The sequence below is a fragment of the Serratia sp. JSRIV006 genome, assembly GCF_019968685.1.
Classification (GTDB): domain Bacteria; phylum Pseudomonadota; class Gammaproteobacteria; order Enterobacterales; family Enterobacteriaceae; genus Chania; species Chania fonticola_B.
Genome location: NZ_CP074137.1, coordinates 164,716 through 188,283 on the forward strand (window position 1 = coordinate 164,716; position 23,568 = coordinate 188,283).

Here is a 23,568-nt window from a genome sequence, read left to right on the forward strand (position 1 = left end):
GGTGAACGGCAGACATTTCCTCACCGGGCTCACAACGCAGAGGCGCAGCGTACTGCGCCCACTCAGCTAAACCCGAGCAGGGTAAACGCATCGTCCTCGGGGTAGTAATCCAGCAGTCGCGTGGTCTCCTCTAACGACAGTCGCTTATAGCGATTGTTAGAGATGCCATGCACTACCGCATGCTGCACGTTGGTAACGCGGATGCAGCGATCGAGCAGATCGGCGGCATCCCGGTGGCTCAGGAAGGCGCTCATATCCCGCGCGCTGATCTGTTGCCCCGCTTCCAACGTCGTGAAGTTGGCAATCCGCACCGACAGTGCAGAAAGCCCCTCCTGATGGGCAAAATAGGCGGCGATCCCTTCGCCAAACGCCTTGCTGGCCCCGTACATATTCTTCGGCTTCGGCGCATCGTCCGGGCGCACCTGGTAATCCAATGGATAGCCTTCCACCGCTTGTGCACTGCTGGCAAACACCACGCGTTGGCAGCCTGCGTCTTTCGCTGCCCGGAAGATGTTGAATGTACCAAGGATGTTGTTGTTCATCAGTGAAGAACAGAAATCGGCATCCGCCGAAGGATCGGCAGCCAAATGCAGCACGGTATCGATGTTGACGCAGGCTGCCCGGCAGGCGTCGATATCGGTGATATCGAACGTCAGTACCTCGTCATTGGGCCGCAAATGAGAGATCAGGCCAGCTTTTTTTTCCGCCAGGCGAAAATCGTAACGATGGCCAGCGAACTGCCTGAACACGGTAGCCACTCGGCCACCGGCACCGGTAATCAACACCCGCCCAAGCTCTGTACGTAATGCCATGGCGACTACGTTCCCTAAAACAAATTTTCTGGAGTCTAGTAATAATACTCCGAACTATATTTGTCCATCTTTAGTTAGTGCTTCTGATGTGTTTTCTGGGCCAATTAAGATTTTACTTAGTATTTATACGGGTTTTAAGAGGGTTTTTAGGCTACTCAAAAATGAGTATAATGATAAGGTCGATGAAACAAACAGGTCGAAAATAAATCGTAATTCGATGTTATTTAATGGTTTTAGTCTTTATTGATTATGTTTTGTTGCGTGTTAAGACATGTCTTTACTGTAAATTACACTCCGGAAATAGGTTAAATTATGTAATGTTTTTTGTGGCTGGGTAGCGCTACAAAAGTGCTGAAGGGATGACAGGGGATTTTGTCTACCGGATCACACTTCGGCAACTTTGTGGCGGAAAGCCTTGCCGCACTGAAAAACAGAATGTTACCGTCATAGCTCAACCGATTTAGGGTTGTCACTGCTTTGGCAGGCAAAACCTAAACCTCGAGTTTCTGTTTCCCCATGTTGGGATCAGAGGCCGCGAGGTTTAGGTTTTTTTTTGCGCTGAATTCCTCCACGACGATTGGCCATCACCGTGTCTGGGGAGCAGCAAGGTTAAGCGTTAAGGATGCAACCATGAAATATCAGGAATTAGCCAGTGAGATCTTGGCCGGCGTCGGTGGCCGCGACAATGTGAAAAGCCTGGTGCATTGCGCCACCCGCCTGCGTTTTAAACTGCAAGAACACGGTAAGGCGGATGCGGAGGCGCTGAAGAAAAATCCGGGCGTCATCATGGTCGTGGAAAGCGGTGGCCAGTTCCAGGTGGTGGTAGGTAACCACGTCGGGGAGGTTTATAACGCCTTGAATGCGCAGCTTGGTGCGGGTGAGGAAACGCCCGCCAATGCACAAGAAGATAAACAGGAAAACCTGCTCAGCCGCTTTATCGACGTGGTTTCCGGCATTTTTACCCCGTTGCTTGGTGTGATGGCGGCTTCGGGGATCCTGAAGGGCTTCCTGGCGTTGAGCCTGGCCTGTGGTTGGCTGTTGGAGAGTAGCGGCACCTACAAGCTGCTGTTTGCGTCGAGTGACGCGCTGTTCTATTTCTTACCGATCATGCTGGGTTACACCGCAGGTAAGAAATTTGGCGGTAACGTTTTTGTCACCATGGCTATTGGTGGAGCGTTGACGCATCCGCTGATGATGGGGGCTTTTGAGGCGGCTCAGCTTCCGGGTGCCCAGCCGGAGTATTTCCTCGGCATCCCTATTACCTTTATCAACTACAGCTCGTCGGTCATTCCGATCATTTTTGCCGCCTGGGTATCCTGCCGCCTGGAGCCGCTATTTAACCGCGTGTTGCACAGCGCACTGCGTAATTTCGTGACGCCGTTGATGTGCCTGGTGATCACCGTGCCGCTCACCTTCCTGCTGATTGGCCCGGCGGCTACCTGGCTGAGCCTGATGTTGGCCAATGGCTACCAGGCTATCTATGCCTTCAACCCGATCGTGGCCGGTGCCTTTATGGGCGCGGCCTGGCAGGTCTGTGTGATCTTCGGCCTGCATTGGGGGCTGATACCGCTGATGCTCAACAATATGAGCGTGTTTGGCCGTGACACTCTGTCTCCACTGCTGCTGCCTGCGGTGATGGGGCAAGTGGGGGCTACGTTGGGCGTGATGCTGCGTACCCGCGATGCCAAGCTGCGGGTGATGGCGGGCTCTGCCGTTACCGCCGGTATCTTCGGTATTACTGAGCCTGCTGTATACGGGGTCACGCTGCCAAACAAACGGCCATTTATTTTCGGCTGTATTGGCGGGGCGCTGGGTGGTGCGGTGATCGGTTACTTCCACACGGCAACCTACTCGTTTGGTTTGGTCAGTATTTTCACCTTTGCCCAGATCATTCCGGCGGGCGGCTTTGATGCGACGGTCCTGGGGGCGATTGCCGGTACCTTGGTATCGTTTGTGTTTGCGACCATTGCCAGCTATCTGTTCGGCCTCGTACCGCCAGCGGAACAACCGGCTGAAGCGGCCCCGGCCCCAGCTCCACAGGCATCTCTCAACCGCAAGCAGCAGGTCACCAGCCCGATTGCTGGCGACATCATCCCGTTGGAACAGGTTCAGGATGCCACCTTTGCCAGCGGCCTGCTGGGTAAAGGCGTGGCCATTATGCCGCACCAGGGCCGTGTGGTGGCCCCAGTCAATGGCTATGTGGCATCGCTGTTCAAAACCAAGCACGCCATCGGCATTGAATCGGATGAGGGGGCTGAGGTGCTCATCCACGTGGGTATCGATACCGTCAAGCTTAACGGCCTGCATTTTACCGCCCACATCAAAGAGGGCGATCGCGTTAAACAGGGCGATCTGCTGATCGAGTTTGACCAAGAGGCGATCCGTGCCGCAGGTTTCGATACCACCACGCCGATCATCATCAGCAACAGTGACGACTATGTCGATGTGCTCACCAGCGGCCAAAGCCCGGTGCAGGAACAGGCACCGCTGCTGACACTATTACGTTAATCAGGTTTATTGAGGAGAAAGCGATGAGTTGCAAATTTCCACAGCATTTTCTATGGGGCGGCGCGGTCGCGGCAAATCAGGTAGAAGGCGCGTATCTGGAGGATGGCAAAGGCCTTTCGACGTCAGATCTGCAACCCCAAGGGATCTTTGGCGGGCTGACGCCGCGCGTTGCCGGAGACAGCGGTATCAAGGATGTGGCGATCGATTTCTACCACCGTTACCCTGAAGATATCGCGTTGTTTGCCGAGATGGGCTTCAAGTGCCTGCGTACCTCGATCGCCTGGACGCGTATCTTCCCGCAAGGGGACGAAGAAGTACCGAATGAAGCCGGGCTGGCATTTTATGATCGACTGTTCGACGAGATGGCAAAATACGGCATTCAGCCGTTGATCACCCTGTCGCATTACGAAATGCCCTATGCATTGACGCAAAAGTATGGCGGTTGGGGCAATCGCCAACTTATTGAGTTCTTCGAGCGTTACGCCCGCACGGTGTTCGAGCGTTACAAGCACAAGGTCAAACACTGGCTGACCTTCAATGAGATCAACATGTCGCTGCATGCGCCGTTCACCGGCGTGGGTCTGCCGGAAGACAGCAGCAAAAGCGAGATTTACCAGGCGATCCACCATCAGTTGGTAGCCAGCGCCAAGGCGGTAAAAGCCTGCCATGAGATCGTGCCGGACGGTAAGATCGGCAATATGTTGCTGGGCGGTATTCTTTATCCGCTGAGCTGCAAGCCGGAAGACCTGTTGGAAACCCAGCGCCAGAACCGCGACTGGATGTTCTTCGGTGATGTACAGGTACGCGGTGCGTACCCGGCCTATATGAAGCGCTTCTTCCGTGAGAACGACATTCAGGTGACGATCACCGAGGAAGATAAGCAGGCGCTGCGCGAAACCGTCGACTTTATCTCCTTCAGTTACTATATGAGTGGCTGCGTGACCACCGACGAAGAAAAGAACCAGACAGCCCGGGCCAATATCCTCAACATGGTGCCTAACCCGCATCTGGCAAGCTCGGAATGGGGCTGGCAGATTGACCCGGTGGGGCTGCGCTATCTGCTCAACGTGCTGTATGACCGCTATCAGAAACCGCTGTTTATCGTCGAGAACGGCCTGGGGGCGAAAGACCGCATCGAGGCCGACGGCAGCATCAACGACGATTACCGCATTGACTATATCAACGATCATCTGGTGCAGGTTGCGGAAGCGATCGACGATGGAGTTGAGGTGATGGGTTATACCAGTTGGGGGCCGATCGATCTTGTCAGTGCTTCCAAAGCGGAGATGGCGAAGCGCTACGGCTTTATTTATGTCGATCGCGATGATGCAGGTAAGGGCAGCCTGGAGCGCCGCCGCAAGAAGAGTTTCTACTGGTATCGTGATGTGATCCACAGCAACGGCAGCAGCTTGAAGATCAAGTAATTACTCAGGAAAACAGGCCCCTCACCCCAACCCTCTCCCACAGGGAGAGGGAGCTGCCACGGTGTTGCGGTCGGGGGCTGCGAACGTTTTGTTCCCTGCCTAAAAGGGAGCTAATTGGGGGCAATGGCCAGGTAATTTCTGCAAATGATAGTCAACTCGATCGGTCCCCTCTCCCTGTGGGAGAGGGCTAGGGTGAGGGGCCATAGCAGTGCTTATGTCTCCCTCCTATCTCAAGCTTACGTCACCTCGTTTGCCTGATATCGCTGCCGGGCATGGTCAAACCAACGGGCCGGGACGTTATGCGGAGGCAGCTGCAGCGCCTGCAAGCCCTGTTCGATGATATAGCTAGCCTGCCGCCACAGTTGTGGATCGCCTTCGGTCAGCACTTCCAGCAGGCGCTGTTTTTCCACCAGGTAGGTTTTGGCGAAGTGGCTATCGTATTGCAGCAGGGAACGGGTGTTGTCGATCAAATCGGCCAGCTTGATGGTTTTGGCCTGTGGGGAGGCATTGGCGCTGTGGCGACGATCGCGGTTCTTGCGTTGATAGCGATTTTCCGCGCTGCCGACGCTGACGTTGGTCAGCATAGCGACCAGGCTGGCAACCTGCAGGCCAAAATGGCTTTCGATATCGGCCAGCGTAGAGGGAGTATCTTCCACGGTGTCATGCAACCAGGCCGCAGCCAGCATCTCTTCGCTGTGCGGCACGCTGCTGACAATCTCCATCACTGCCTGTGGATGCACAATATACGGGTCGTTCGTGTATTTGCGGCGCTGATCGATCGCTCCATGCGCTTTGGTGGCATAGCGGCGGGCGCGTTCGGCCAAGGTGTCAGTCATGCTTTGATTTCCCTGCGGCATCCGATAGATAGAACTTAGCATACCGTGCTTAACGTCGGTTGTGCGAGCCTGGGCTACGCGCAGAATGGTCTACACTGGATCGGGTCACCAACCCGAAAAGGAACGATCTATGTCTATTGAGAAAGTGGTTTATCGCGCCCATGCCAAGGCAACCGGTGGCCGAGACGGCCGTGCAACCTCATCCGACGGCGTGTTGGACGTGAAATTAGGCGTGCCGAAAGAGATGGGCGGCGCCGGTGGGGAGGTTACCAACCCTGAGCAACTGTTTGCCGCGGGCTATTCGGCCTGTTTCCTGGGGGCACTGAAGTTTGTCGCCTCGAAGGAAAAAGTGAAAATTCCTGCTGAAGCCTCCATCGAGGGCACCGTCGGTATCGGTGAGATCCCCAACGGTTTTGGCATTGAGGTTCAACTGGATATCAGCTTGCCGGGCGTTGAGCGTAGCGTCGCGGAAGACTTGGTGAAGAAAGCCCATGTGGTCTGCCCCTACTCCAACGCCACGCGCGGCAATATCGATGTAACCCTTAACATTAAATAATGTTCTCTGCCAATAACCGGTGAAAGAGGGGGACAGTGCTCCCCTATTCACAAGTCCTGTCTCCCCGCTATTTTTCTCACAAAATTGGCAAAAAATGCTCGTTTACTGAGATTTTTCTTGATTCTGTTCTGCAGAATGATGCTTATTGCCCATCGGCTGAACCTGAGGGCATATCGACTGTCTGATGGTTTCAGAACTTGAAGCCCGGAGCCACTGCGTTACATGAACAAAGTTAAATCGCTATCACAGCAGAATTTATCGTTATTGTTAGCGATCTATATCGGCATCTTTTTAAACCTTTCCGTTTTCTATCGTCGTTTTGATTCTTTTGCGCACGGCATTCAGGGGATCAAGGTGGTTTCTGCGGTGACAGAAGTCATTGCCATTGTCCTGTTCACCTTCTTTATCATGCGGCTGGTATCCCTCGGGGGCCGGCTGTTTTACCGCATCGTCGCCTCTTTGCTGGTATTGATCTCCGTCGCTGCCAGTTACTACATGACGTTCTTCAACGTGGTGATTGGCTATGGGATTATCGTTTCGGTGATGACCACCGATATCGATCTCTCCAAAGAGGTGGTCGGGCTGAATTTTGTGCTGTGGATGATCGTGGTCAGCGCTTTGCCGCTGTTGTGCATCTGGAGCAATAACCTGCGCGATACCCTGATCGAACAAATGAAAACGCCAGGGCAGCGGATTAAGCCACTGTTGATCATGTTGGCGGTGGTCGCGCTGGTGTGGCTGCCGTTGCGTACCTTGGATAAAGAGCAAAGCGCACAGGAAAAGATCACCAATATCGATCTGCCGAGCTATGGGGGGGTGGTTGCGCACTCTTATCTGCCTTCCAACTGGCTTTCGGCGCTGGGGCTGTTTGCCTATACCCGTTATGATGAAAGCTCGGATGCAGCCAACATGTTCGATCCCAGCAAGAACTTTACCTATGTTGCGCCAGAGGGCATTGATGACACCTACGTGGTGTTTATCATCGGTGAAACCACCCGCTGGGATCATATGGGCATCCTGGGCTATGAGCGTGATACCACGCCAAAGCTGTCGCAGGAGAAAAACCTGGTGGCATTTCGTGGGGAATCTTGTGATACCTCTACCAAGCTTTCGTTGCGCTGTATGTTCGTGCGCGAGCATGGTACCTCGGATAACCCGCAGCGAACCCTGAAAGAGCAGAATATCTTTGCCGTACTGAAAGAGCTGGGCTTCAGTTCTGAACTGTTCGCGATGCAGAGCGAGGTATGGTTCTACAACAATACTGATGTAGATAATTATTCATTCCGTGAAATGATCGCCTCAGAGAAGCGTAACGACGGTAAATCGGTGGACGATATGCTGTTGGTGGATGAGATGAAAGAGTCGCTGGCCCGCCATCCCAACGGTAAGCATCTGGTGATCCTGCATACTAAAGGGTCGCATTACCTCTATTCACAGCGCTATCCGCGCAGTTTTGCTCGTTATCAGCCGGAATGCATGGGCGTGGATGAGTTCTGCTCCAAAGAGCGCTTGATTAACGCCTATGACAATTCGGTGCTGTACACCGATACCTTTATCGACAGCGTGATTGACCAGGTGCGCGATAAGAAGGCTATCGTGTTCTACGCGGCCGACCATGGCGAATCCATTGGTGAAAACTCGCACCTGCATGGTACGCCGCGTGAAATGGCCCCGCCGGAGCAGTTCCGTGTGCCGATGATCGTCTGGGCTTCCGATAAATACCTCGAAGACCCACAGCACAAGAGTGCGTTTGAGCAGTTGCAGACCCAACAGCGTGTGGGCCAGCCGCACCGTCACGTAGAACTGTTTGACTCTATCCTCGGCTGCCTGGGTTACACCTCGCCAGACGGTGGTATTGTTGAGAGCAATAACTGGTGTCGTCTGCCGCAGAGTAAAGCGGACGCCAAAGCGCTGTAAACCGAACCTGAAAGGCCGTATCCGCTCAGATACTGGCCTGTTTGGCGCTTTTAGCGCCACTTGGTGTGCGGGGGTGAAAAAGAGATTGACGCGTATACGGCCCGGCAGTAAGATGCGCCCCGCATCGGCGAGTAGCGCAGCTTGGTAGCGCAACTGGTTTGGGACCAGTGGGTCGGAGGTTCGAATCCTCTCTCGCCGACCACATTCAAGAAAGCCCGCTTTTTAAGCGGGCTTTTTTACGTCTGGAGTTTATTGCTCAGGCTGCCTTACCAATGACAAAATCGAAATGGATTTGGTCGTAGGGGAATATCACTCCGGCTGTACCCTTATCAACGATGCCACAAGCCAACAACGCCTGAAGATCCGTATGCACAGCTTTGACATCCCGCTCAACGCGACGAGCAACTTCTCTGATTGAAAGCTCCCCGGCCCCGGTCATGCAGTGCAAGATATGCATTTTTTTGGGCGAGAGTGTCTTCCATAACGAATTCCAATCCAGAAAGGTAATGTAATTCCCTTTGTGCTGTTCGTCGCCTTCCAGTGCGGCTTCCATATAGCGTTGCGCTTCCTCAAGAGAAGCGACTCGGATGGTGACTGTATTCATCTTTAGTCTCCTCTTAGCTGTGCAACCTCATCGAAGAAACTGCGTATCAGCGCTTTTGGACTGGTGAAATTGATGGGCTGTTGTTTTTCATCCAGATGTTTATGATCGCCTTTGCCTGCCTCGTTGTCATAGCGTAAGCGGCAGATGCCGTCTTTCACATAGGCGAATCGGTACTTATAGTGATGAGCACTGGCTCTGACTGCGGGTTCGACAAACCAAATAACCATTTGTACAAACTCGGTTTCCGTCAGCGCGATCCTGTCCTGAAAGATGAGTTGAGAAGGCAATTCCATCTCCCTTCTGTTGTTCAAAATAACAACGCACTCAAGTGTTGTCAATGATGACAACACCTGCCCATATGGCAAAAAATGTCTACCTCTAGCTAGGCATCAATAGTGTGAGGGGAAGTAGAGGCTGGCAAGAGGGCTCTTTTAATGGTTGCGAGTCCACTCGCAACGTGGGGTCAAGTAGCCAGCGAAATGGTAAGAAATCCCTCACGCACAACCCCTCCACCCAGCTCCCTCTTTCGGGTAGTGCCCCAGCATTTCCTCCTGTCTTTTACCGGGATCACAAAAATAACCGCTCAGATATTCATCATTCAGCAATAATCTTTTTTGGTTTTTTATTGGAGGTTAATGCTGGATAGAACCTGATAGCCGGTTCATGACGCCAAGATTTAACCCGTAGCACAAGTTTTAATGCTGTAAATGTTGCTGAAAGGTTTTTTTTATGTTTGCTTGCTGTTTCTCACAGTCTAGGTAAATCCCTACTGGTTATATTGACGGCACCCCAAACAGTTGGCAATTTGGTACCCTCAGGGATAAGAGTGAGAGGTGTATGAGTGGAATTCACTCGCTCAAACGCCCTGCCGTGATGCGTTCCATCCGGCATTCTCGCGCTTTTTATTCCTCCTGCCTTCGGGCACTGACCGCACAGGCCGCGTAACAAAAAATATTAGGCTCTGGCGGTAATACACACACCACATCACATACGGAGCACTAGCGATGACAAGTTCCTTGGGTAAATCAGGGATTCTGAAATTCGGTATCGGCCTGATTGCGCTGACCGTTGCGGCCAGCGTGCAGGCAAAGACGCTGGTTTACTGTTCTGAAGGCTCTCCTGAAGGGTTCAACCCGCAGTTGTTCACCTCCGGTACCACCTATGATGCCAGCTCAGTGCCAATCTATAACCGTCTGGTTGAGTTCAAACTGGGCACCACCGAACTGGAACCCGGCCTGGCAGAGAAGTGGGACGTCAGCGAAGACGGTAAAACCTATACCTTCCACCTGCGCAAAGGCGTGAAGTGGCAGGACAGCAAAGATTTCAAACCTAGCCGTGAACTGAATGCCGACGACGTGGTGTTCTCCTTCATGCGTCAGCTCGATCCAAACCACCCTTACCACAAGGTTTCTGGCGGCAGCTATGAATACTTCCAGGGTATGGGCATGCAGGATCTGATCAGCAAAGTCGAGAAAGTGGACGACAACACCGTTCGCTTCACGCTGACCCGTCCAGAAGCGCCATTCCTGGCTGACCTGGGCATGGACTTCGCTTCTATTCTGTCTGCAGAATATGCCGACAAGATGATGAAAGCCGGTACGCCAGAGAAAGTGGACCTGAACCCTGTGGGTACCGGGCCGTTCCAACTGTTGCAGTACCAGAAAGACTCCAAAATCCTCTACAAGGCCTTTGACGGTTTCTGGGGCACCAAACCGAAGATCGATCGCCTGGTGTTCTCCATCACGCCAGATGCCTCTGTGCGTTACGCCAAACTGCAGAAAAACGAGTGCCAGGTCATGCCGTACCCGAACCCGGCAGACATCGCTCGCATGAAGCAGGACAAAACCATCAACCTGATGGAACAGCCTGGCCTGAACGTCGGCTACCTGTCGTTCAACACCGAGAAGAAGCCGCTGGATAACGTGAAGGTGCGTCAGGCACTGACCATGGCGGTGAACAAGCAGGCCATCGTGGATGCGGTGTATCAGGGGGCGGGTCAACCTGCCAAGAACCTGATCCCACCAACCATGTGGGGCTATAACGACGAGATCAAAGACTACACTTACGATCCTGTCAAGGCCAAAGAGCTGCTGAAAGAAGCAGGCATGCCAGATGGCTTCTCCATCGATCTGTGGGCGATGCCGGTACAGCGTCCGTATAACCCGAACGCACGTCGTATGGCTGAGATGATCCAGTCCGACTGGGCGAAGATTGGCGTCAATGCCAAGATCGTCACCTACGAGTGGGGCGAGTACCTCAAGCGTGCCAAAGACGGTGAGCACCAGACGGTCATGATGGGCTGGACCGGTGACAATGGGGATCCAGACAACTTCTTCGCCACGCTGTTCAGCTGTGCGGCCGCTAAAGATGGTTCCAACTACTCCCGTTGGTGCTACAAGCCGTTTGAGGATCTGATCCAACCGGCCCGTGCCGAAGCAGACCACGACAAACGTGTCGCACTCTACAAGCAGGCTCAGGTAGTCATGCACGATCAGGCCCCGGCGCTGATTGTTGCCCACTCCACCGTTTACGAGCCAGTGCGTAAAGAAGTGAAGGGCTATGTGGTCGATCCGCTTGGTAAACATCACTTTGAGAACGTTTCTCTGGACTAAGCCTACCAAGGCGGGTTGAAGGACTGGGATAGTTAATCTGCAGGGGCGCAATACGTTGCGCCCCTGCATTCCCGTCCCCAGAAGAATGTCGTGAAGCGTGTGAGTTTTAATAAGCCTGGCGGACGATGAGCTGCCAGGCACTTTATACAGAGAGTTCGGGATATGTTGCAGTTCATACTCCGACGTTTGGGGTTAGTTATCCCAACGTTTATCGGCATAACGTTGCTGACTTTTGCATTCGTCCATATGATCCCCGGCGATCCGGTGACCATTATGGCCGGGGAACGCGGGATCTCCGCAGAGCGCCATGCACAACTCATGGCAGAGATGGGGCTGGATAAACCGCTCTATCACCAATACTTCAATTACGTCACCAACGTGCTGCATGGCGATTTGGGGACGTCCCTCAAAAGCCGTATCTCCGTGTGGGAAGAGTTTGTGCCGCGCTTTAAGGCCACCCTGGAACTGGGCCTGTGCGCGATGCTCTTCGCGGTGATTGTCGGTATCCCGGTGGGGGTGCTGGCGGCCGTCAAGCGAGGTTCGGTGTTTGACCATACCGCCGTGGGTCTCTCCCTGACCGGCTATTCAATGCCGATCTTCTGGTGGGGCATGATGCTGATCATGCTGGTCTCGGTACAGCTCAACCTCACGCCCGTATCGGGGCGAATAAGCGATACGGTCTTCCTCGATGACAGCCTACCGCTGACCGGCTTTATGCTGATCGACACCCTGTTCTGGGGTGAGCCGGGTGATTTCATCGACGCCGTGATGCATATGATCCTGCCTGCCATCGTGTTGGGCACCATCCCGCTGGCGGTTATCGTGCGTATGACCCGTTCCTCCATGCTGGAAGTGCTGGGTGAAGACTATATCCGTACTGCGCGCGCCAAGGGTGTGAGCCGTATGCGGGTGATCGTGGTGCATGCGTTGCGTAACGCCTTGCTGCCGGTGGTGACGGTGATCGGCCTACAGGTTGGTACCTTGCTGGCCGGGGCGATCCTGACAGAAACCATCTTCTCCTGGCCGGGGCTTGGCCGCTGGCTGATGGATGCGTTGCAACGCCGTGATTATCCGGTTGTTCAGGGCGGCGTATTGTTGGTCGCCTGTATGATTATTCTGGTTAACCTGCTGGTAGACGTGCTCTACGGAGTGGTCAACCCGCGTATTCGCCACAAGAAATAAGGGGCGCTCTGATGTCTCAAATGACCGAGTCTGTAGTGAAAGGTGCGCCGAAGCCAATGACCCCGTTCCAGGAGTTTTGGCACTATTTCAAGCGCAACAAAGGGGCCGTGGTTGGCCTGGCTTATATCGTTATCATGCTGGTGGTTGCCGTGGGGGCCGGGTTCCTGGCTCCACATGCGCCTGCCGAACAGTTCCGTGATGCCCTGCTTAGGCCCCCGGTCTGGGAGACTGGCGGAAGCTGGAAGTTTATTCTGGGTACCGACGATGTCGGCCGTGATGTGCTGTCGCGGCTGATGTACGGTGCCAGGCTCTCGTTGCTGGTCGGCTGCCTGGTGGTGGTGCTTTCGCTGGTGATGGGCGTGGTATTCGGCCTGTTGGCCGGTTATTTCGGCGGCGTAGTCGATGCCATCATCATGCGCGTGGTCGATATCATGCTGGCACTGCCAAGCCTGCTGTTGGCGTTGGTGCTGGTGGCGGTGTTTGGGCCCTCGATCGTTAACGCCTCGCTGGCGCTGACCTTCGTTGCTTTGCCGCACTATGTCCGCTTGACCCGCGCTGCGGTGCTGGTGGAAGTGAACCGCGATTACGTGACGGCTTCGCGCGTGGCGGGGGCTGGGGCGGCGCGTCAGATGTTCGTCAATATCCTGCCAAACTGCCTGGCACCGCTGATCGTGCAGGCTTCTCTTGGTTTCTCGAACGCCATTCTGGATATGGCCGCTCTCGGCTTCCTGGGTATGGGTGCGCAACCGCCAACGCCGGAGTGGGGCACTATGCTCTCCGACGTGTTGCAGTTCGCGCAAAGTGCCTGGTGGGTTGTGACCTTCCCAGGGGTGGCCATTCTGCTGACGGTTTTGGCCTTTAACCTGATGGGGGACGGCTTGCGTGATGCTCTCGACCCCAAACTCAAGCAGTAACAGAGGAAGAGAGAATGGCGTTATTAAATGTAGACAAGCTTTCGGTGCACTTCGGTGACGAAGGTGCGCCGTTCCGCGCGGTAGACCGAATCAGCTACAGCGTAGAACAGGGGCAGGTGGTTGGCATCGTCGGCGAATCCGGCTCCGGTAAATCCGTCAGCTCGCTGGCGATCATGGGGTTGATCGATTTCCCCGGCAAGGTGATGGCCGACAAGCTGGAGTTCAACGGCCAGGACCTGCGGAAAATCTCGGAAAAAGAGCGCCGCCAGCTGGTGGGCTCCGAAGTCGCGATGATCTTCCAGGACCCGATGACCAGCCTGAACCCGTGCTATACCGTCGGTTTCCAGATTATGGAAGCGCTGAAGGTGCATCAGGGCGGTAATCGCCGTACCCGTCGCCAACGCGCTATCGACCTGCTCAATCAGGTAGGCATTCCCGATCCGGCCTCGCGGCTGGATGTTTACCCTCATCAGCTTTCTGGCGGGATGAGCCAGCGTGTGATGATCGCCATGGCGATCGCCTGCCGGCCCAAGCTGCTGATTGCGGATGAACCGACGACCGCGCTCGACGTGACCATTCAGGCCCAGATCATTGAGCTGCTGCTCGAGCTGCAACAGCGTGAAAACATGGCGCTGCTGCTGATCACCCACGATCTGGCGCTGGTGGCGGAAGCGGCACACCACATCATCGTGATGTATGCCGGGCAGGTGGTGGAATCCGGCAAGGCGGTAGAAATTTTCCGTTCGCCGCGCCACCCGTACACCCAGGCGCTGCTGCGTGCGTTGCCGGAGTTTGCTACCGACAAGGCGCGTTTGGCCTCGCTGCCTGGTGTGGTGCCGGGCAAGTACGATCGGCCGGAAGGCTGCTTGCTGAACCCGCGTTGCCCGTATGCTACCCAACACTGTCGCGAAGAAGAGCCGGAACTGCGCAGCATTCCCGGCCGTCAGGTTAAATGTCACACACCGCTGGATGATGCGGGGAGGCCGACCGTATGAGCCAGAACCACCCTTTATTGCAGGCCATTGACCTGAAAAAACACTACCCGGTCAAGAAGGGGCTGTTTGCCCCGGAACGACTGGTGAAGGCGCTGGACGGGGTTTCCTTTACCCTTGAGCGTGGTAAAACCCTGGCGGTGGTTGGGGAGTCTGGCTGTGGCAAGTCCACGCTGGGCCGCCTGCTGACCATGATCGAAATCCCTACCGGTGGTGAGCTGTACTATCAGGGGCAAGATCTGCTTAAGCCGGACGTGACGGCAGAGAAGCTGCGCCGCCAGAAGATCCAGATCGTGTTCCAGAATCCTTACGGATCGCTTAACCCTCGTAAGAAGGTGGGGCAGATCCTCGAGGAGCCGCTGTTGATCAACACCTCGTTGAGCAGCGCCGAACGGCGTGAGAAAGCGCTGGAGATGATGGCGAAGGTCGGCCTGAAAACCGAGCATTACGACCGTTACCCGCATATGTTCTCCGGCGGCCAACGGCAGCGTATTGCCATTGCGCGTGGGCTGATGCTCAACCCGGACGTGGTGATTGCCGATGAGCCTGTCTCTGCGTTGGACGTGTCCGTGCGTGCGCAGGTGCTGAACCTGATGATGGACCTGCAACAGGATCTGGGGCTGTCTTACGTGTTTATCTCCCACGATCTGTCGGTGGTGGAGCACATTGCTGATGAAGTGATGGTGATGTACCTCGGCCGCTGCGTGGAGAAGGGCAGTAAAGACGCCATCTTCAATAACCCGCGCCATCCGTACACTCAGGCACTGCTTTCCGCTACGCCGCGCCTGAACCCGGATATGCGCCGGGAGCGCATCAAGCTGACCGGCGAGCTGCCAAGCCCGATGAATCCACCGCCGGGCTGTGCATTCAACGCCCGCTGCCGCCGTGCCTTTGGCACCTGCACCCAGCTGCAACCGCAGCTCAAGCAGTATGGCGATCAGATGGTGGCCTGCTTTGCCGTTGACCAGGATGAAGCTGCTGGGTCTTGAGACTACTAACCGGGCTCGCAGCGTAGATACTCTGCGTGCTGCGCCCGGTTACCTCAGCGACATTAACACTCGATCTTCAATCTGACGCCGGTAGCGATACCGGCGTTTTTTTACTTATAGATGCGAAGCAAATCCCATGGTGATTACTTTTTAGTCGATATTGTTGACGCTATAAGTTATGACTTATAGAATTAATTATAAGTTGTAGCTTATAAAGGAGAAGGCTTTGTGGACTGTTATTTTTACCTCGACATTTGATTCTTGGTTGCAAGAGCAGGAAGAAGGGATGCAGGAGAAGGTACTGGCTGACCTGATGAACCTGGAGACGTATGGGCCTCAACTGCCACGTCCTTACGCTGACACGGTAAAAGGTTCAAGATACAAGAATATGAAAGAGCTGCGTGTTCAGTATTCGGGCCGCCCAATCCGTGCCTTTTTTGTTTTCGACCCCAAACGCCAAGCCATTGTGTTGTGCGCTGGTGATAAAAGTAATGATAAGCGTTTTTACGAGACAATGATCCGAATAGCGGATGATGAATTTACGGCGTATTTAGCCACACAAGAGGTATCCAAATGAAAACGTTACGTGATGCAGTCGCTGCCCGTTCTCTTGAGAGCCAAGCCCGTATCAAGGAAATGGCCGACGAAATGATGCTAGAAACAGGTTTGCAACTGATGCGTGATGAGCTGCAACTGTCACAGAAAAGCCTGGCCGAAGCTATGGGCGTAAGCCAATCCGCGGTTGCACAAATAGAGCAGCGTGGTAATGACGTAAAGTTAGCGACGCTAAAACGCTATATTGAAGCTATGGGTGGGAAGTTGAGTCTGACTGTAGAGATGCCGGAAGGCGGTGGGCGAGTCTTCCATATCTGATCGAAGGTGCTTTGGTCTCGAGCCAGGTCTAATTAACCGAAGATTGCAAAAATTCCCCAATCAACTCAAAACGGGGCGCAGCATGCCGCGCCCCTATATTTTGAGCCCGGTGAGGGAATGTCTGCAGTTTCAGTCTATAACCGCAAAACTCCCTTCACCAGTTACTGGGGATAAGGCACCCAATCCCCGCCATTAAGGCGAATATACGCCTTACCCTGATACTGCATCACGATGGCATTGTCATTCTCCGAGATCACCGCAGTCTGCGGCAGGTTCTGCGTCAGCACTGGCCAGTCGACGCTTGGCGCGCTGAATACCTTGCCATCCACCAGACGGGAAATCAGCTCAGACAGCGCCAGATAGCTGCTCGGCGTTTTAATCTCCACCGGGCTGCCCTGGTGCGGGGCCTGCATCCCTACCAGTTTGATACCAACCGGCGTATGGGTAATGTTCAGGCTTGGGATATCCCGCAGGCCAGACATCTGCATTTTGTCGCCCGCCAGCGCCGCACCGTGCTCCGGCACGATCACCACCATCACCTTGCGTCCGGATTTCTGAAGCTCATCAAGGAAGGTGTTCAACTGATCAAACAGCTTTTGCGCTCGAGGCTGATAATCGGCGGTCTGTTTACCCCCGACAAAGCGGTTGCCGTCATGCAGCGGGATCAGGTTGAAGAAGGTGGCGGTGCGGGCATCGCCGCCCTGTTTCTGCTGATCGAGCCAGCGGTTGAGCAGTTGCAGGTCGTTATAGATTGGTTCACCGTCGAATGAGGCCAGCTCATTGCCGATCCCTGCCTGGGACATCAGCGGAGCCTGCATATCACCTTGCTCACGCAGCTCTTTCAGGAAATTACCGAACACGCCAGAGTGATCCAGCATCAGCTGTTGTTTAAAGCCCAGCCTGGCCAGGTTGTCAAACAGATAACACTGCTGATTGGCGGGTTGATACAGATCGTGATGCGAAGGCTGGCCGCAGCTGGCGCGTAGCAGGCGGATGGCCGCTGGGCCGCTGTACGCGGTGGCCGAGTTGAAGTTGGTGAACATAATGTCCATCTTGGCCCACAGCGGATGGTTGCGCAGATTGACGGCATCCAGATCGGCCCAGGCCAGCGAACAGATGTTGATGATCAGCACGTCAAACGGCTGGGCATCGGCGGGTAAGGCGGCCGGGAAGGTGGTCGCTCGGGCTTTTTCCTGCTGGTAGAACTGCTCCAGGTAGGCCGTGAGGTTGGCATTGGTCGGTGGGCCATTGGCCGCAGGCAGATTGCCGCCTGGCGTGCTCGCCGTGGCCGGTGTAGACGGGGTATCCGTCACCGTAGCGGTATGGGTGGCAGGCAGCAAGGAGACCGCCGGGCCAGCAATATTGACCACGTTCAACCACACCAATGCCGCCACGGTAAATACCGTGATGCGTATCCATTGGGCCAGGAACAGGTAGGCAATCAGCAGCACGAAGGCGGCGCCAATCATCTGCCAGTTGATAAAGCGGTTGGTCAGCTCCAGTAGATAATCCGCGCTGAAACCGGTGAGCTGCGAGCCCTGGCTAAGGATGCTGTTAATCCCCGGTAGCCAGGTATCGTGGTAAAACAAACCGATACCGATAGGAATGGCGATCAGGTGACGCCAGCGGTGCCAGCGCGGCGAAGGGATCGGCATCAGTAAAAAGGCCATAAACACCAGGTTGGGCAGCGCATGGAAGTTCAGATAGCCGAACCACAGCAGGCCGAACTTGGCCAGGAAATAGAAGTTCCAGCCGCCAAGACCGCGCCAGTATCGCCATAAGGTATTGTTAGGTTGCGTTATTTTATCGTCACTCATGGTTATTTTTTACGCTTGATTTGAGAGGTGGAACCTGCGCGCACCCATAGCCCTGCCGACTTTAAATAGCGCGGTGATAACAACAAATTCTGCCAAGATCGGCGCCAGTTGGGGAAACGGCGATGCAGCAGGTATCCCGTAGGGATAAACACTATGGCGCACAGGAGCACCAGTTGCACGATATCGTCAAGTGCGTTCATGGCTGTTCCTCCTGCCCGAGGCTCATCAGGGTGAAGGGAATGGGTTCCCGGCGTTCGGTCTGGTGTTCCGTTTCTACGGCGTGGGTGGTGACAGCGGCCGATTGCAGCTTGCTGGCGGGGAGCGAAAACTCGATATGCTGCCGCATCAGCCTGATTTTATCGATAATATCGACATCCAGATGCCACACTACTCGGTTACTGAACGCCTCACTCACTGGCAGGCGGAAGACGAATTTCAGTGCAGTATCCAGATCGTTAATCCGGCAGGTGGAAAGGAACAGGAACAGTCGATTCTGCGCCACGGTCATGATGTCGCCAAAACGCCGCAAATGGCACAGCGTCATCGACTGGCGGGCGCTCAACCCCGGTGATGGGCGCAGGGCGACCATCACCCCTTTGCCATCTTCCGGCAACAGGGTATTTTCCATAAGGGAAGTCACCGCCCGGCTGAATTCCTCCAGCGGCAGGTAGCCTTTCAGTTGCATTGGCCGCAAACCGGTGAGCAGGTTATCGATATCCGCCGGAATATGGCGCGATAGTCGCTGGCCCTGGATACCTTCCAGCATGGTCAAAAAATTGGAAAGCGGTGCCACGTGGGGCACGATCAGATTGGCACCGCAGGCCAGCAGCAGGCGTTCGTCGCTGTAGCGCAGGCTGGCGCTCATCTCGCGCACCACAATCTTCAGTCCGTCGCCCCTGCTGCGGCGCAGGCTATGGATCTGATGGGCCAACTCGTCAATTTCGTCACTTTGAAACAGGGCGAAGATCAGCGTGGCGGCGATGGTCAGCATGCCACGCTGCATCAACTTGGTATTGTCCTCAAACAGTTGCCAACTGGCCGATAGCGGCGGGGCGCCCTCGAGAATGCGTTGTTCCGCCAGGCACAGGCCCTCGTCGTTGCGTTCCGGGGTAGGGGAGGGTTGGTTACTGTCGTCTGCCCCTTGCCAGCCTTCCGGGCCTTCGGTCAGGGTGAACAACTGATTGGCATTGATGCCGTTTGCCGTGCTCCACCAGTGCACCAGATACTGGGCACTGCCTTGTAGCCCCTGCAGGCTGGCCAGGCCGTTGAGAATGCGGTGCTCGGCGGCTAGCTGGCCTTTGAGTTTACTCACGCCGCTGCCGTGGCTGAGTATCACCAGCGTACACTGCCGCTGGTGTAACCATTGGCCGAGTTGAGCGGCCCAGTTGCGCAATTCATCGCTGGTAAAGGTTTGCCACAGGCTGGCGTGGGCCAACAGGATCAGTAAGCGGTTGCTGGGTTTTAGCTCACGCATCAGATCGTCGGCCAAATGCAGCAGCGCCGCCTTTTTTTCTGGCAGGCTATATAAAGGAAACTTTTTAATCGCAGGGGAAAGAGGCGTGGCCAATAAAGTATCTACCTGATTGCCGCTACAAATCAGTGCCAACTGGGCATTTTCTTCCTGGGCGGCGATGATCTGCCGGCAAAATAGGTTGGCATCGCTCTGGCGATCGATATTCACCCAGTAAAAACCTGGGGATTGCATAGCCGACAATTCTTGCCAAATCCGTCGGATACCTAATGAAAAAGAGTTCGCCATAGATTTATTCTACTTTTGTTGAAAGTGGCGTAGACCAAACCCGAACGGGTCACTTTAAAAGCGTAATGCCAGAGTTAGCATAGCAAATCTAGCCATTAGAGGGATAATACCCGTTAAGATTCATCTTATTGGCCCAATTTTTTCCGAACGTTGCTATAGTCATTTAACATTAGCCTATTTTATAAGGCGGCAAGATGAATAATGATGCGTTAAGAGGGCTTCGGGAGAAAGCACCAGTAGAACTTCAGGACGATCTGCAGGCCTTGAGCCGCGCTTTTTCGTTGCCCAAGTTAAACTACATCGATATTGCACGCCAGGAACGGCTAGCACAAATGATGGTCCGCTGGCCGCTATTGGCGGAGCTGACCAACAAGACGGGGAGTGCTTAAGCCATGCCGGTCATTGCACTGCAAGGGGTTCGGGGCGGTATTGGCACCACGTCAATCACTGCTGCGTTAGCTTGGGCGCTACAGCAGTTGGGCGAATCGGTACTGGCGATTGACCTGTCACCGGACAACCTGCTGCGATTACACTTTAATATGCCCTTCGAACTGAACCGGGGCTGGGCTCGTGCAGAGCTGGATGGCACCGGGTGGCAGCAAGGGGCAATGCGTTACGGTAAAAAACTCGATTTTCTGCCGTTTGGCCGGTTAAGCGCGGCCGAACGGGTAAAAGTACGGCAGCAACAGAGTGATACCCCACAACGTTGGCATGATTTTCTGGCTCAGCTGCGTGCTTCTGGGCAGTATCGCTGGATCCTGCTGGATATCCCGGCGGGTGATGGTCCCCAGATTGAACAGCAACTGGCGTTGGCCGACCAGGTTTTCCTGTTGCTTAACCCCGATGCCAATTGCCATGCGCGCCTGCATCAGCAATCGTTGCCTACGGGCTGCCACCTGCTGATTAATCACTACTCCTCGGCCAGCCCGTTGCAACAAGATCTGCATCAGCTGTGGCTGCAAACGCTGGCAGGTCTGTTGCCGCTGGTGATCCATCGTGATGAAGCGCTGGCGGAAGCGATGGCGGTCAAGCAGCCGCTGGGAGAGTATCGACCGGAAAGTCTGGCGGCCGACGAAGTGCTGACGCTGGCCAACTGGTGTCTGCTCAACCTGCAGGACGCCGAGGTATGAGCAGGGTATTGAGCCTGCTGCTGGTGCCTCCCGTTCACCGGGCGGTGCAACAACGCTACCGCGCTTATCGCCATGCGGGGGCTCCGGCATTTACCGCTGGCCTCACGACCCTGATGGTGGCCATCGGCTGGCTGTTGCTGCGGTTTGAGTCCCCTAGTTGGCAAAAGGTGCAGGCAGGCCAAAGCTATTGGTTCCCCCATATTTCTCCTCATCGTCCACGCCCGGCAGATGCACTGCGTTATTTGTTACAGGGGTTTTGGCTGCTAGTGACCCACAGCGGTCCGGCACCGATGGGACGATCCTACTTTGCCGGTTGGCACCGTTTGCAACTGCGTTATGCCAACTGGTTGCAAAGCTTGCCGCAACGCTTGCAGGGTGCCGGAATGGAGGAGCGTACGGTACAACGCCTTAATCGGATGAATCACCGGGTGCGTCGGGTGCTGTTTATCTTTGCTGGCCTATTGGCCGGGCTGCTGGCTCTGCTGTGCATTTCCCAGCCCTTTGAACTGCCCGCCCAGTTTATTTTTGTGCTGCTGTTGTGGTGTATTGCCATGGTGGTGCGGCGTATCCCGGGCCGGTTACCCAGCCTGATGCTGATTGTGCTGTCGCTGACCGTTTCCTGCCGTTATTTATGGTGGCGCTATACCTCAACGCTGAACTGGGACGATCCGCTCAGCCTGACCTGCGGCCTGCTATTGCTGGCAGCGGAAACCTATGCCTGGGTCGTGTTGGTGCTGGGCTACTTCCAGACCGTGTGGCCGTTGAATCGCCAGCCGGTGCCGATGCCTGCCGACAGTAACATCTGGCCGACCGTCGATCTGCTGGTGCCGACCTACAACGAAGATCTGGGCGTGGTGAAACCCACCGTTTATGCGGCGCTGGGCATCGATTGGCCGAAAGACAAAATCAACATCTATATCCTCGACGACGGTAACCGGCCAGAGTTTAAAGCCTTTGCCGCAGAGGTTGGGGTGAAATACATCGCCCGGCCGACCCATGAACACGCCAAAGCGGGCAATATCAACAATGCGCTCAAGCACGCTAGCGGTGATTTTGTTGCCATCTTCGACTGCGATCACGTTCCCACGCGTTCTTTCCTGCAACTGACCATGGGTTGGTTCTTTAAAGACAAGAAGCTGGCGATGCTGCAAACGCCGCACCACTTCTTTTCGCCCGACCCGTTTGAGCGCAACCTGGGGCGTTTTCGCCAGACGCCGAATGAAGGTACTTTGTTTTATGGGCTGGTGCAGGACGGCAATGATATGTGGGATGCCACTTTCTTCTGCGGCTCCTGCGCCATCTTGCGCCGGACGGCATTAGATGAGATCGGCGGTATCGCGGTGGAAACGGTGACCGAAGATGCCCATACCTCGCTGCGTCTGCACCGTCTTGGCCACACCTCTGCCTATATCCGTATTCCGCAGGCCGCCGGGCTGGCAACGGAAAGCCTGTCTGCCCATATCGGCCAACGTATTCGTTGGGCGCGCGGCATGGTGCAGATCTTCCGTTTGGATAACCCCCTGCTGGGCAAAGGGCTGAAGTTTGCCCAGCGCCTGTGCTATGCCAACGCGATGCTGCATTTCCTGTCCGGTATTCCGCGTCTGATCTTCCTGACCGCGCCGCTGGCGTTTTTGTTGATGCATGCTTACATCATCTTCGCGCCAGCCTTGGCGATTGCGTTGTATGTGCTGCCCCACATGATCCACGCCAGCCTGACCAACTCACGTATTCAGGGTAAATACCGCCACTCCTTCTGGAGTGAAATCTACGAAACCGTGCTGGCCTGGTATATCGCTCGACCGACCACCGTGGCCTTGTTCAACCCGCATAAAGGCAAGTTCAACGTCACCGCCAAAGGCGGGCTGGTTACGCAAGAGCACGTTGATTGGGTGATCACCCGGCCTTACCTGCTGTTGGTGACACTCAATCTGGCAGGCCTGGGTTTTGGCGTGTGGCGCTTTTTCTACGGCCCGACGGACGAGATGATGACGGTGGTGATCAGCCTGATTTGGGTGATCTATAACATGACCATCCTCGGTGGAGCGGTGGCCGTGGCGGTGGAGGCCAGGCAGGTACGGCAATCGCATCGCGTAGAGATCGCCATGCCTGCCGCGATAGCCCGGGCTGACGGACATCTGTTCCCCTGTACGTTGCGTGATTACTCCGATGGTGGCGTGGGTATCGAAATGCGTGTAGCGGATCGGTTGCAAGAGCATGACCAGATTGCGCTGCTGCTTAAACGTGGCCAGCAGGAGTTCAGCTTCCCTTGCGTGGTGACGCGATCTCATGGCCGCTCGGTGGGGGTCCGCTTGGTCGAACTCTCGACCCGCCAACATATCGAATTTATTCAATGCACCTTTGCCCGGGCGGATACCTGGGCACTGTGGCAAGACGCATTCCCGGAAGACCGGCCAGTGGACAGCCTGCGGGACGTACTGATGCTAGGTTTTCACGGCTACCGGCGCATGGCGGACTATGCGCCGCCAACGTTGCGCAAGATCCTGCTTGGCCTGACCTCGCTGGCCACCTGGATCCTGTCATTTATTCCGCATGGCGTAGGAAGAGACCGCGCTCCTACGGCCCCAGAGGCTGTGGCATAGGCTGTGTATCGTAACTGCCCGTTCGCAAGCCCGGCGAACCGGC

21 protein-coding genes and 1 tRNA gene are annotated in these 23,568 nt (G+C 55.2%); 15 read left to right on the forward strand and 7 right to left on the reverse strand.

The window, feature by feature from the left end; all coding sequences use genetic code 11:
• Positions 1 to 62: 62 nt before the first annotated feature.
• Positions 63 to 812 (reverse strand): NAD(P)-dependent oxidoreductase, encoded by a 750-nt coding sequence (locus tag KGP16_RS00735; RefSeq protein ID WP_179253824.1) that lies wholly within the window; start codon positions 810 to 812, stop codon positions 63 to 65.
• 630 nt (positions 813 to 1,442) lie between these two features.
• On the opposite strand from KGP16_RS00735, the gene bglF reads away from it, so the two are divergent.
• Both bglF and KGP16_RS00745 read left to right on the forward strand, forming a co-directional pair.
• The gene (bglF, locus tag KGP16_RS00740) at positions 1,443 to 3,320 is read left to right on the forward strand and encodes a PTS beta-glucoside transporter subunit IIABC (RefSeq protein WP_094983250.1); all 1,878 of its coding nucleotides are present in this window, start codon (positions 1,443 to 1,445) and stop codon (positions 3,318 to 3,320) included.
• A 23-nt stretch (positions 3,321 to 3,343) separates the two neighbouring features.
• Positions 3,344 to 4,744, forward strand: a complete 1,401-nt coding sequence (locus tag KGP16_RS00745) for a glycoside hydrolase family 1 protein (protein ID WP_094983251.1) — start codon at positions 3,344 to 3,346, stop codon at positions 4,742 to 4,744.
• Positions 4,745 to 4,980: 236 nt separating this feature from the next.
• Here the strand turns inward: KGP16_RS00745 and KGP16_RS00750 are convergent, their stop codons facing one another.
• Positions 4,981 to 5,580, reverse strand: coding sequence for an HD domain-containing protein (locus KGP16_RS00750; protein ID WP_021807723.1), 600 nt, complete (start codon positions 5,578 to 5,580; stop codon positions 4,981 to 4,983).
• A gap of 130 nt (positions 5,581 to 5,710) precedes the next feature.
• Between KGP16_RS00750 and KGP16_RS00755 the strand changes: the two genes are divergently transcribed.
• The 3 genes from KGP16_RS00755 (at position 5,711) to KGP16_RS00765 (ending at position 8,255) form a co-directional block, all read left to right on the forward strand.
• Positions 5,711 to 6,136: an organic hydroperoxide resistance protein gene (locus KGP16_RS00755; protein WP_024486966.1), complete on the forward strand. Its 426-nt coding sequence runs from the start codon at positions 5,711 to 5,713 to the stop codon at positions 6,134 to 6,136.
• A gap of 222 nt (positions 6,137 to 6,358) precedes the next feature.
• A complete protein-coding gene (gene eptB / locus KGP16_RS00760) occupies positions 6,359 to 8,053 on the forward strand; it encodes a kdo(2)-lipid A phosphoethanolamine 7''-transferase (protein WP_021181587.1) in 1,695 nt (564 codons plus the stop codon).
• Between the two features lie 125 nt (positions 8,054 to 8,178).
• A tRNA-Pro gene (locus tag KGP16_RS00765) sits at positions 8,179 to 8,255 on the forward strand.
• A gap of 54 nt (positions 8,256 to 8,309) precedes the next feature.
• Here KGP16_RS00765 and KGP16_RS00770 read toward each other — a convergent pair.
• A complete protein-coding gene (locus KGP16_RS00770; RefSeq protein WP_223500641.1) occupies positions 8,310 to 8,657 on the reverse strand; it encodes a glycosyl transferase family 1 in 348 nt (115 codons plus the stop codon).
• A gap of 2 nt (positions 8,658 to 8,659) precedes the next feature.
• Positions 8,660 to 8,950 carry a DUF6516 family protein gene (locus tag KGP16_RS00775; RefSeq protein ID WP_223500642.1) on the reverse strand — a complete coding sequence of 97 codons (291 nt, stop codon included), beginning with the start codon at positions 8,948 to 8,950 and terminating at the stop codon, positions 8,660 to 8,662.
• A 711-nt stretch (positions 8,951 to 9,661) separates the two neighbouring features.
• Between KGP16_RS00775 and dppA the strand changes: the two genes are divergently transcribed.
• The 7 genes from dppA (at position 9,662) to KGP16_RS00810 (ending at position 16,219) form a co-directional block, all read left to right on the forward strand.
• Complete coding sequence (gene dppA / locus KGP16_RS00780; protein WP_223500644.1) at positions 9,662 to 11,269, forward strand: dipeptide ABC transporter periplasmic-binding protein DppA; 1,608 nt, start codon at positions 9,662 to 9,664, stop codon at positions 11,267 to 11,269.
• A gap of 162 nt (positions 11,270 to 11,431) precedes the next feature.
• Positions 11,432 to 12,451 (forward strand): dipeptide ABC transporter permease DppB, encoded by a 1,020-nt coding sequence (gene dppB, locus KGP16_RS00785; protein ID WP_037376574.1) that lies wholly within the window; start codon positions 11,432 to 11,434, stop codon positions 12,449 to 12,451.
• Between the two features lie 11 nt (positions 12,452 to 12,462).
• Positions 12,463 to 13,365 carry a dipeptide ABC transporter permease DppC gene (gene dppC, locus KGP16_RS00790; RefSeq protein WP_218520002.1) on the forward strand — a complete coding sequence of 301 codons (903 nt, stop codon included), beginning with the start codon at positions 12,463 to 12,465 and terminating at the stop codon, positions 13,363 to 13,365.
• 14 nt (positions 13,366 to 13,379) lie between these two features.
• Positions 13,380 to 14,360, forward strand: coding sequence for a dipeptide ABC transporter ATP-binding protein (gene dppD, locus KGP16_RS00795; RefSeq protein WP_021807726.1), 981 nt, complete (start codon positions 13,380 to 13,382; stop codon positions 14,358 to 14,360).
• Positions 14,357 to 15,346: a dipeptide ABC transporter ATP-binding subunit DppF gene (dppF, locus tag KGP16_RS00800; protein ID WP_021181580.1), complete on the forward strand. Its 990-nt coding sequence runs from the start codon at positions 14,357 to 14,359 to the stop codon at positions 15,344 to 15,346. The genes dppD and dppF overlap by 4 nt, the downstream gene beginning before the upstream one ends.
• Before the next feature lie 286 nt (positions 15,347 to 15,632).
• A complete protein-coding gene (locus tag KGP16_RS00805; RefSeq protein ID WP_371822216.1) occupies positions 15,633 to 15,923 on the forward strand; it encodes a type II toxin-antitoxin system RelE/ParE family toxin in 291 nt (96 codons plus the stop codon).
• On the forward strand, positions 15,920 to 16,219 hold the full coding sequence (locus KGP16_RS00810; RefSeq protein WP_021807729.1) for a helix-turn-helix domain-containing protein: 300 nt from the start codon (positions 15,920 to 15,922) through the stop codon (positions 16,217 to 16,219). The genes KGP16_RS00805 and KGP16_RS00810 overlap by 4 nt, the downstream gene beginning before the upstream one ends.
• Positions 16,220 to 16,380: 161 nt before the next feature.
• Here KGP16_RS00810 and bcsG read toward each other — a convergent pair whose 3' ends face one another.
• From bcsG to bcsE, 3 genes are read right to left on the reverse strand one after another with little or no spacing between them, the layout of a single operon-like run.
• The gene (bcsG, locus tag KGP16_RS00815) at positions 16,381 to 18,036 is read right to left on the reverse strand and encodes a cellulose biosynthesis protein BcsG (RefSeq protein WP_223500646.1); all 1,656 of its coding nucleotides are present in this window, start codon (positions 18,034 to 18,036) and stop codon (positions 16,381 to 16,383) included.
• A gap of 2 nt (positions 18,037 to 18,038) precedes the next feature.
• On the reverse strand, positions 18,039 to 18,236 hold the full coding sequence (bcsF, locus tag KGP16_RS00820; protein ID WP_223500647.1) for a cellulose biosynthesis protein BcsF: 198 nt from the start codon (positions 18,234 to 18,236) through the stop codon (positions 18,039 to 18,041).
• Positions 18,233 to 19,795 (reverse strand): cellulose biosynthesis protein BcsE, encoded by a 1,563-nt coding sequence (bcsE, locus tag KGP16_RS00825; protein ID WP_223500648.1) that lies wholly within the window; start codon positions 19,793 to 19,795, stop codon positions 18,233 to 18,235. Before bcsE ends, bcsF begins: the two co-directional genes overlap by 4 nt.
• Before the next feature lie 194 nt (positions 19,796 to 19,989).
• Here bcsE and bcsR point away from each other — a divergent pair, with 194 nt between their 5' ends.
• The 3 genes from bcsR to bcsA are packed head-to-tail and all read left to right on the forward strand — an operon-like array spanning position 19,990 to position 23,525.
• Positions 19,990 to 20,184 (forward strand): cellulose biosynthesis protein BcsR, encoded by a 195-nt coding sequence (gene bcsR / locus KGP16_RS00830; protein ID WP_223500649.1) that lies wholly within the window; start codon positions 19,990 to 19,992, stop codon positions 20,182 to 20,184.
• Positions 20,185 to 20,187: 3 nt separating this feature from the next.
• Complete coding sequence (gene bcsQ / locus KGP16_RS00835; protein ID WP_223500650.1) at positions 20,188 to 20,925, forward strand: cellulose biosynthesis protein BcsQ; 738 nt, start codon at positions 20,188 to 20,190, stop codon at positions 20,923 to 20,925.
• Positions 20,922 to 23,525: a UDP-forming cellulose synthase catalytic subunit gene (gene bcsA / locus KGP16_RS00840; protein WP_223500651.1), complete on the forward strand. Its 2,604-nt coding sequence runs from the start codon at positions 20,922 to 20,924 to the stop codon at positions 23,523 to 23,525. Before bcsQ ends, bcsA begins: the two co-directional genes overlap by 4 nt.
• Positions 23,526 to 23,568 lie beyond the last annotated feature (43 nt).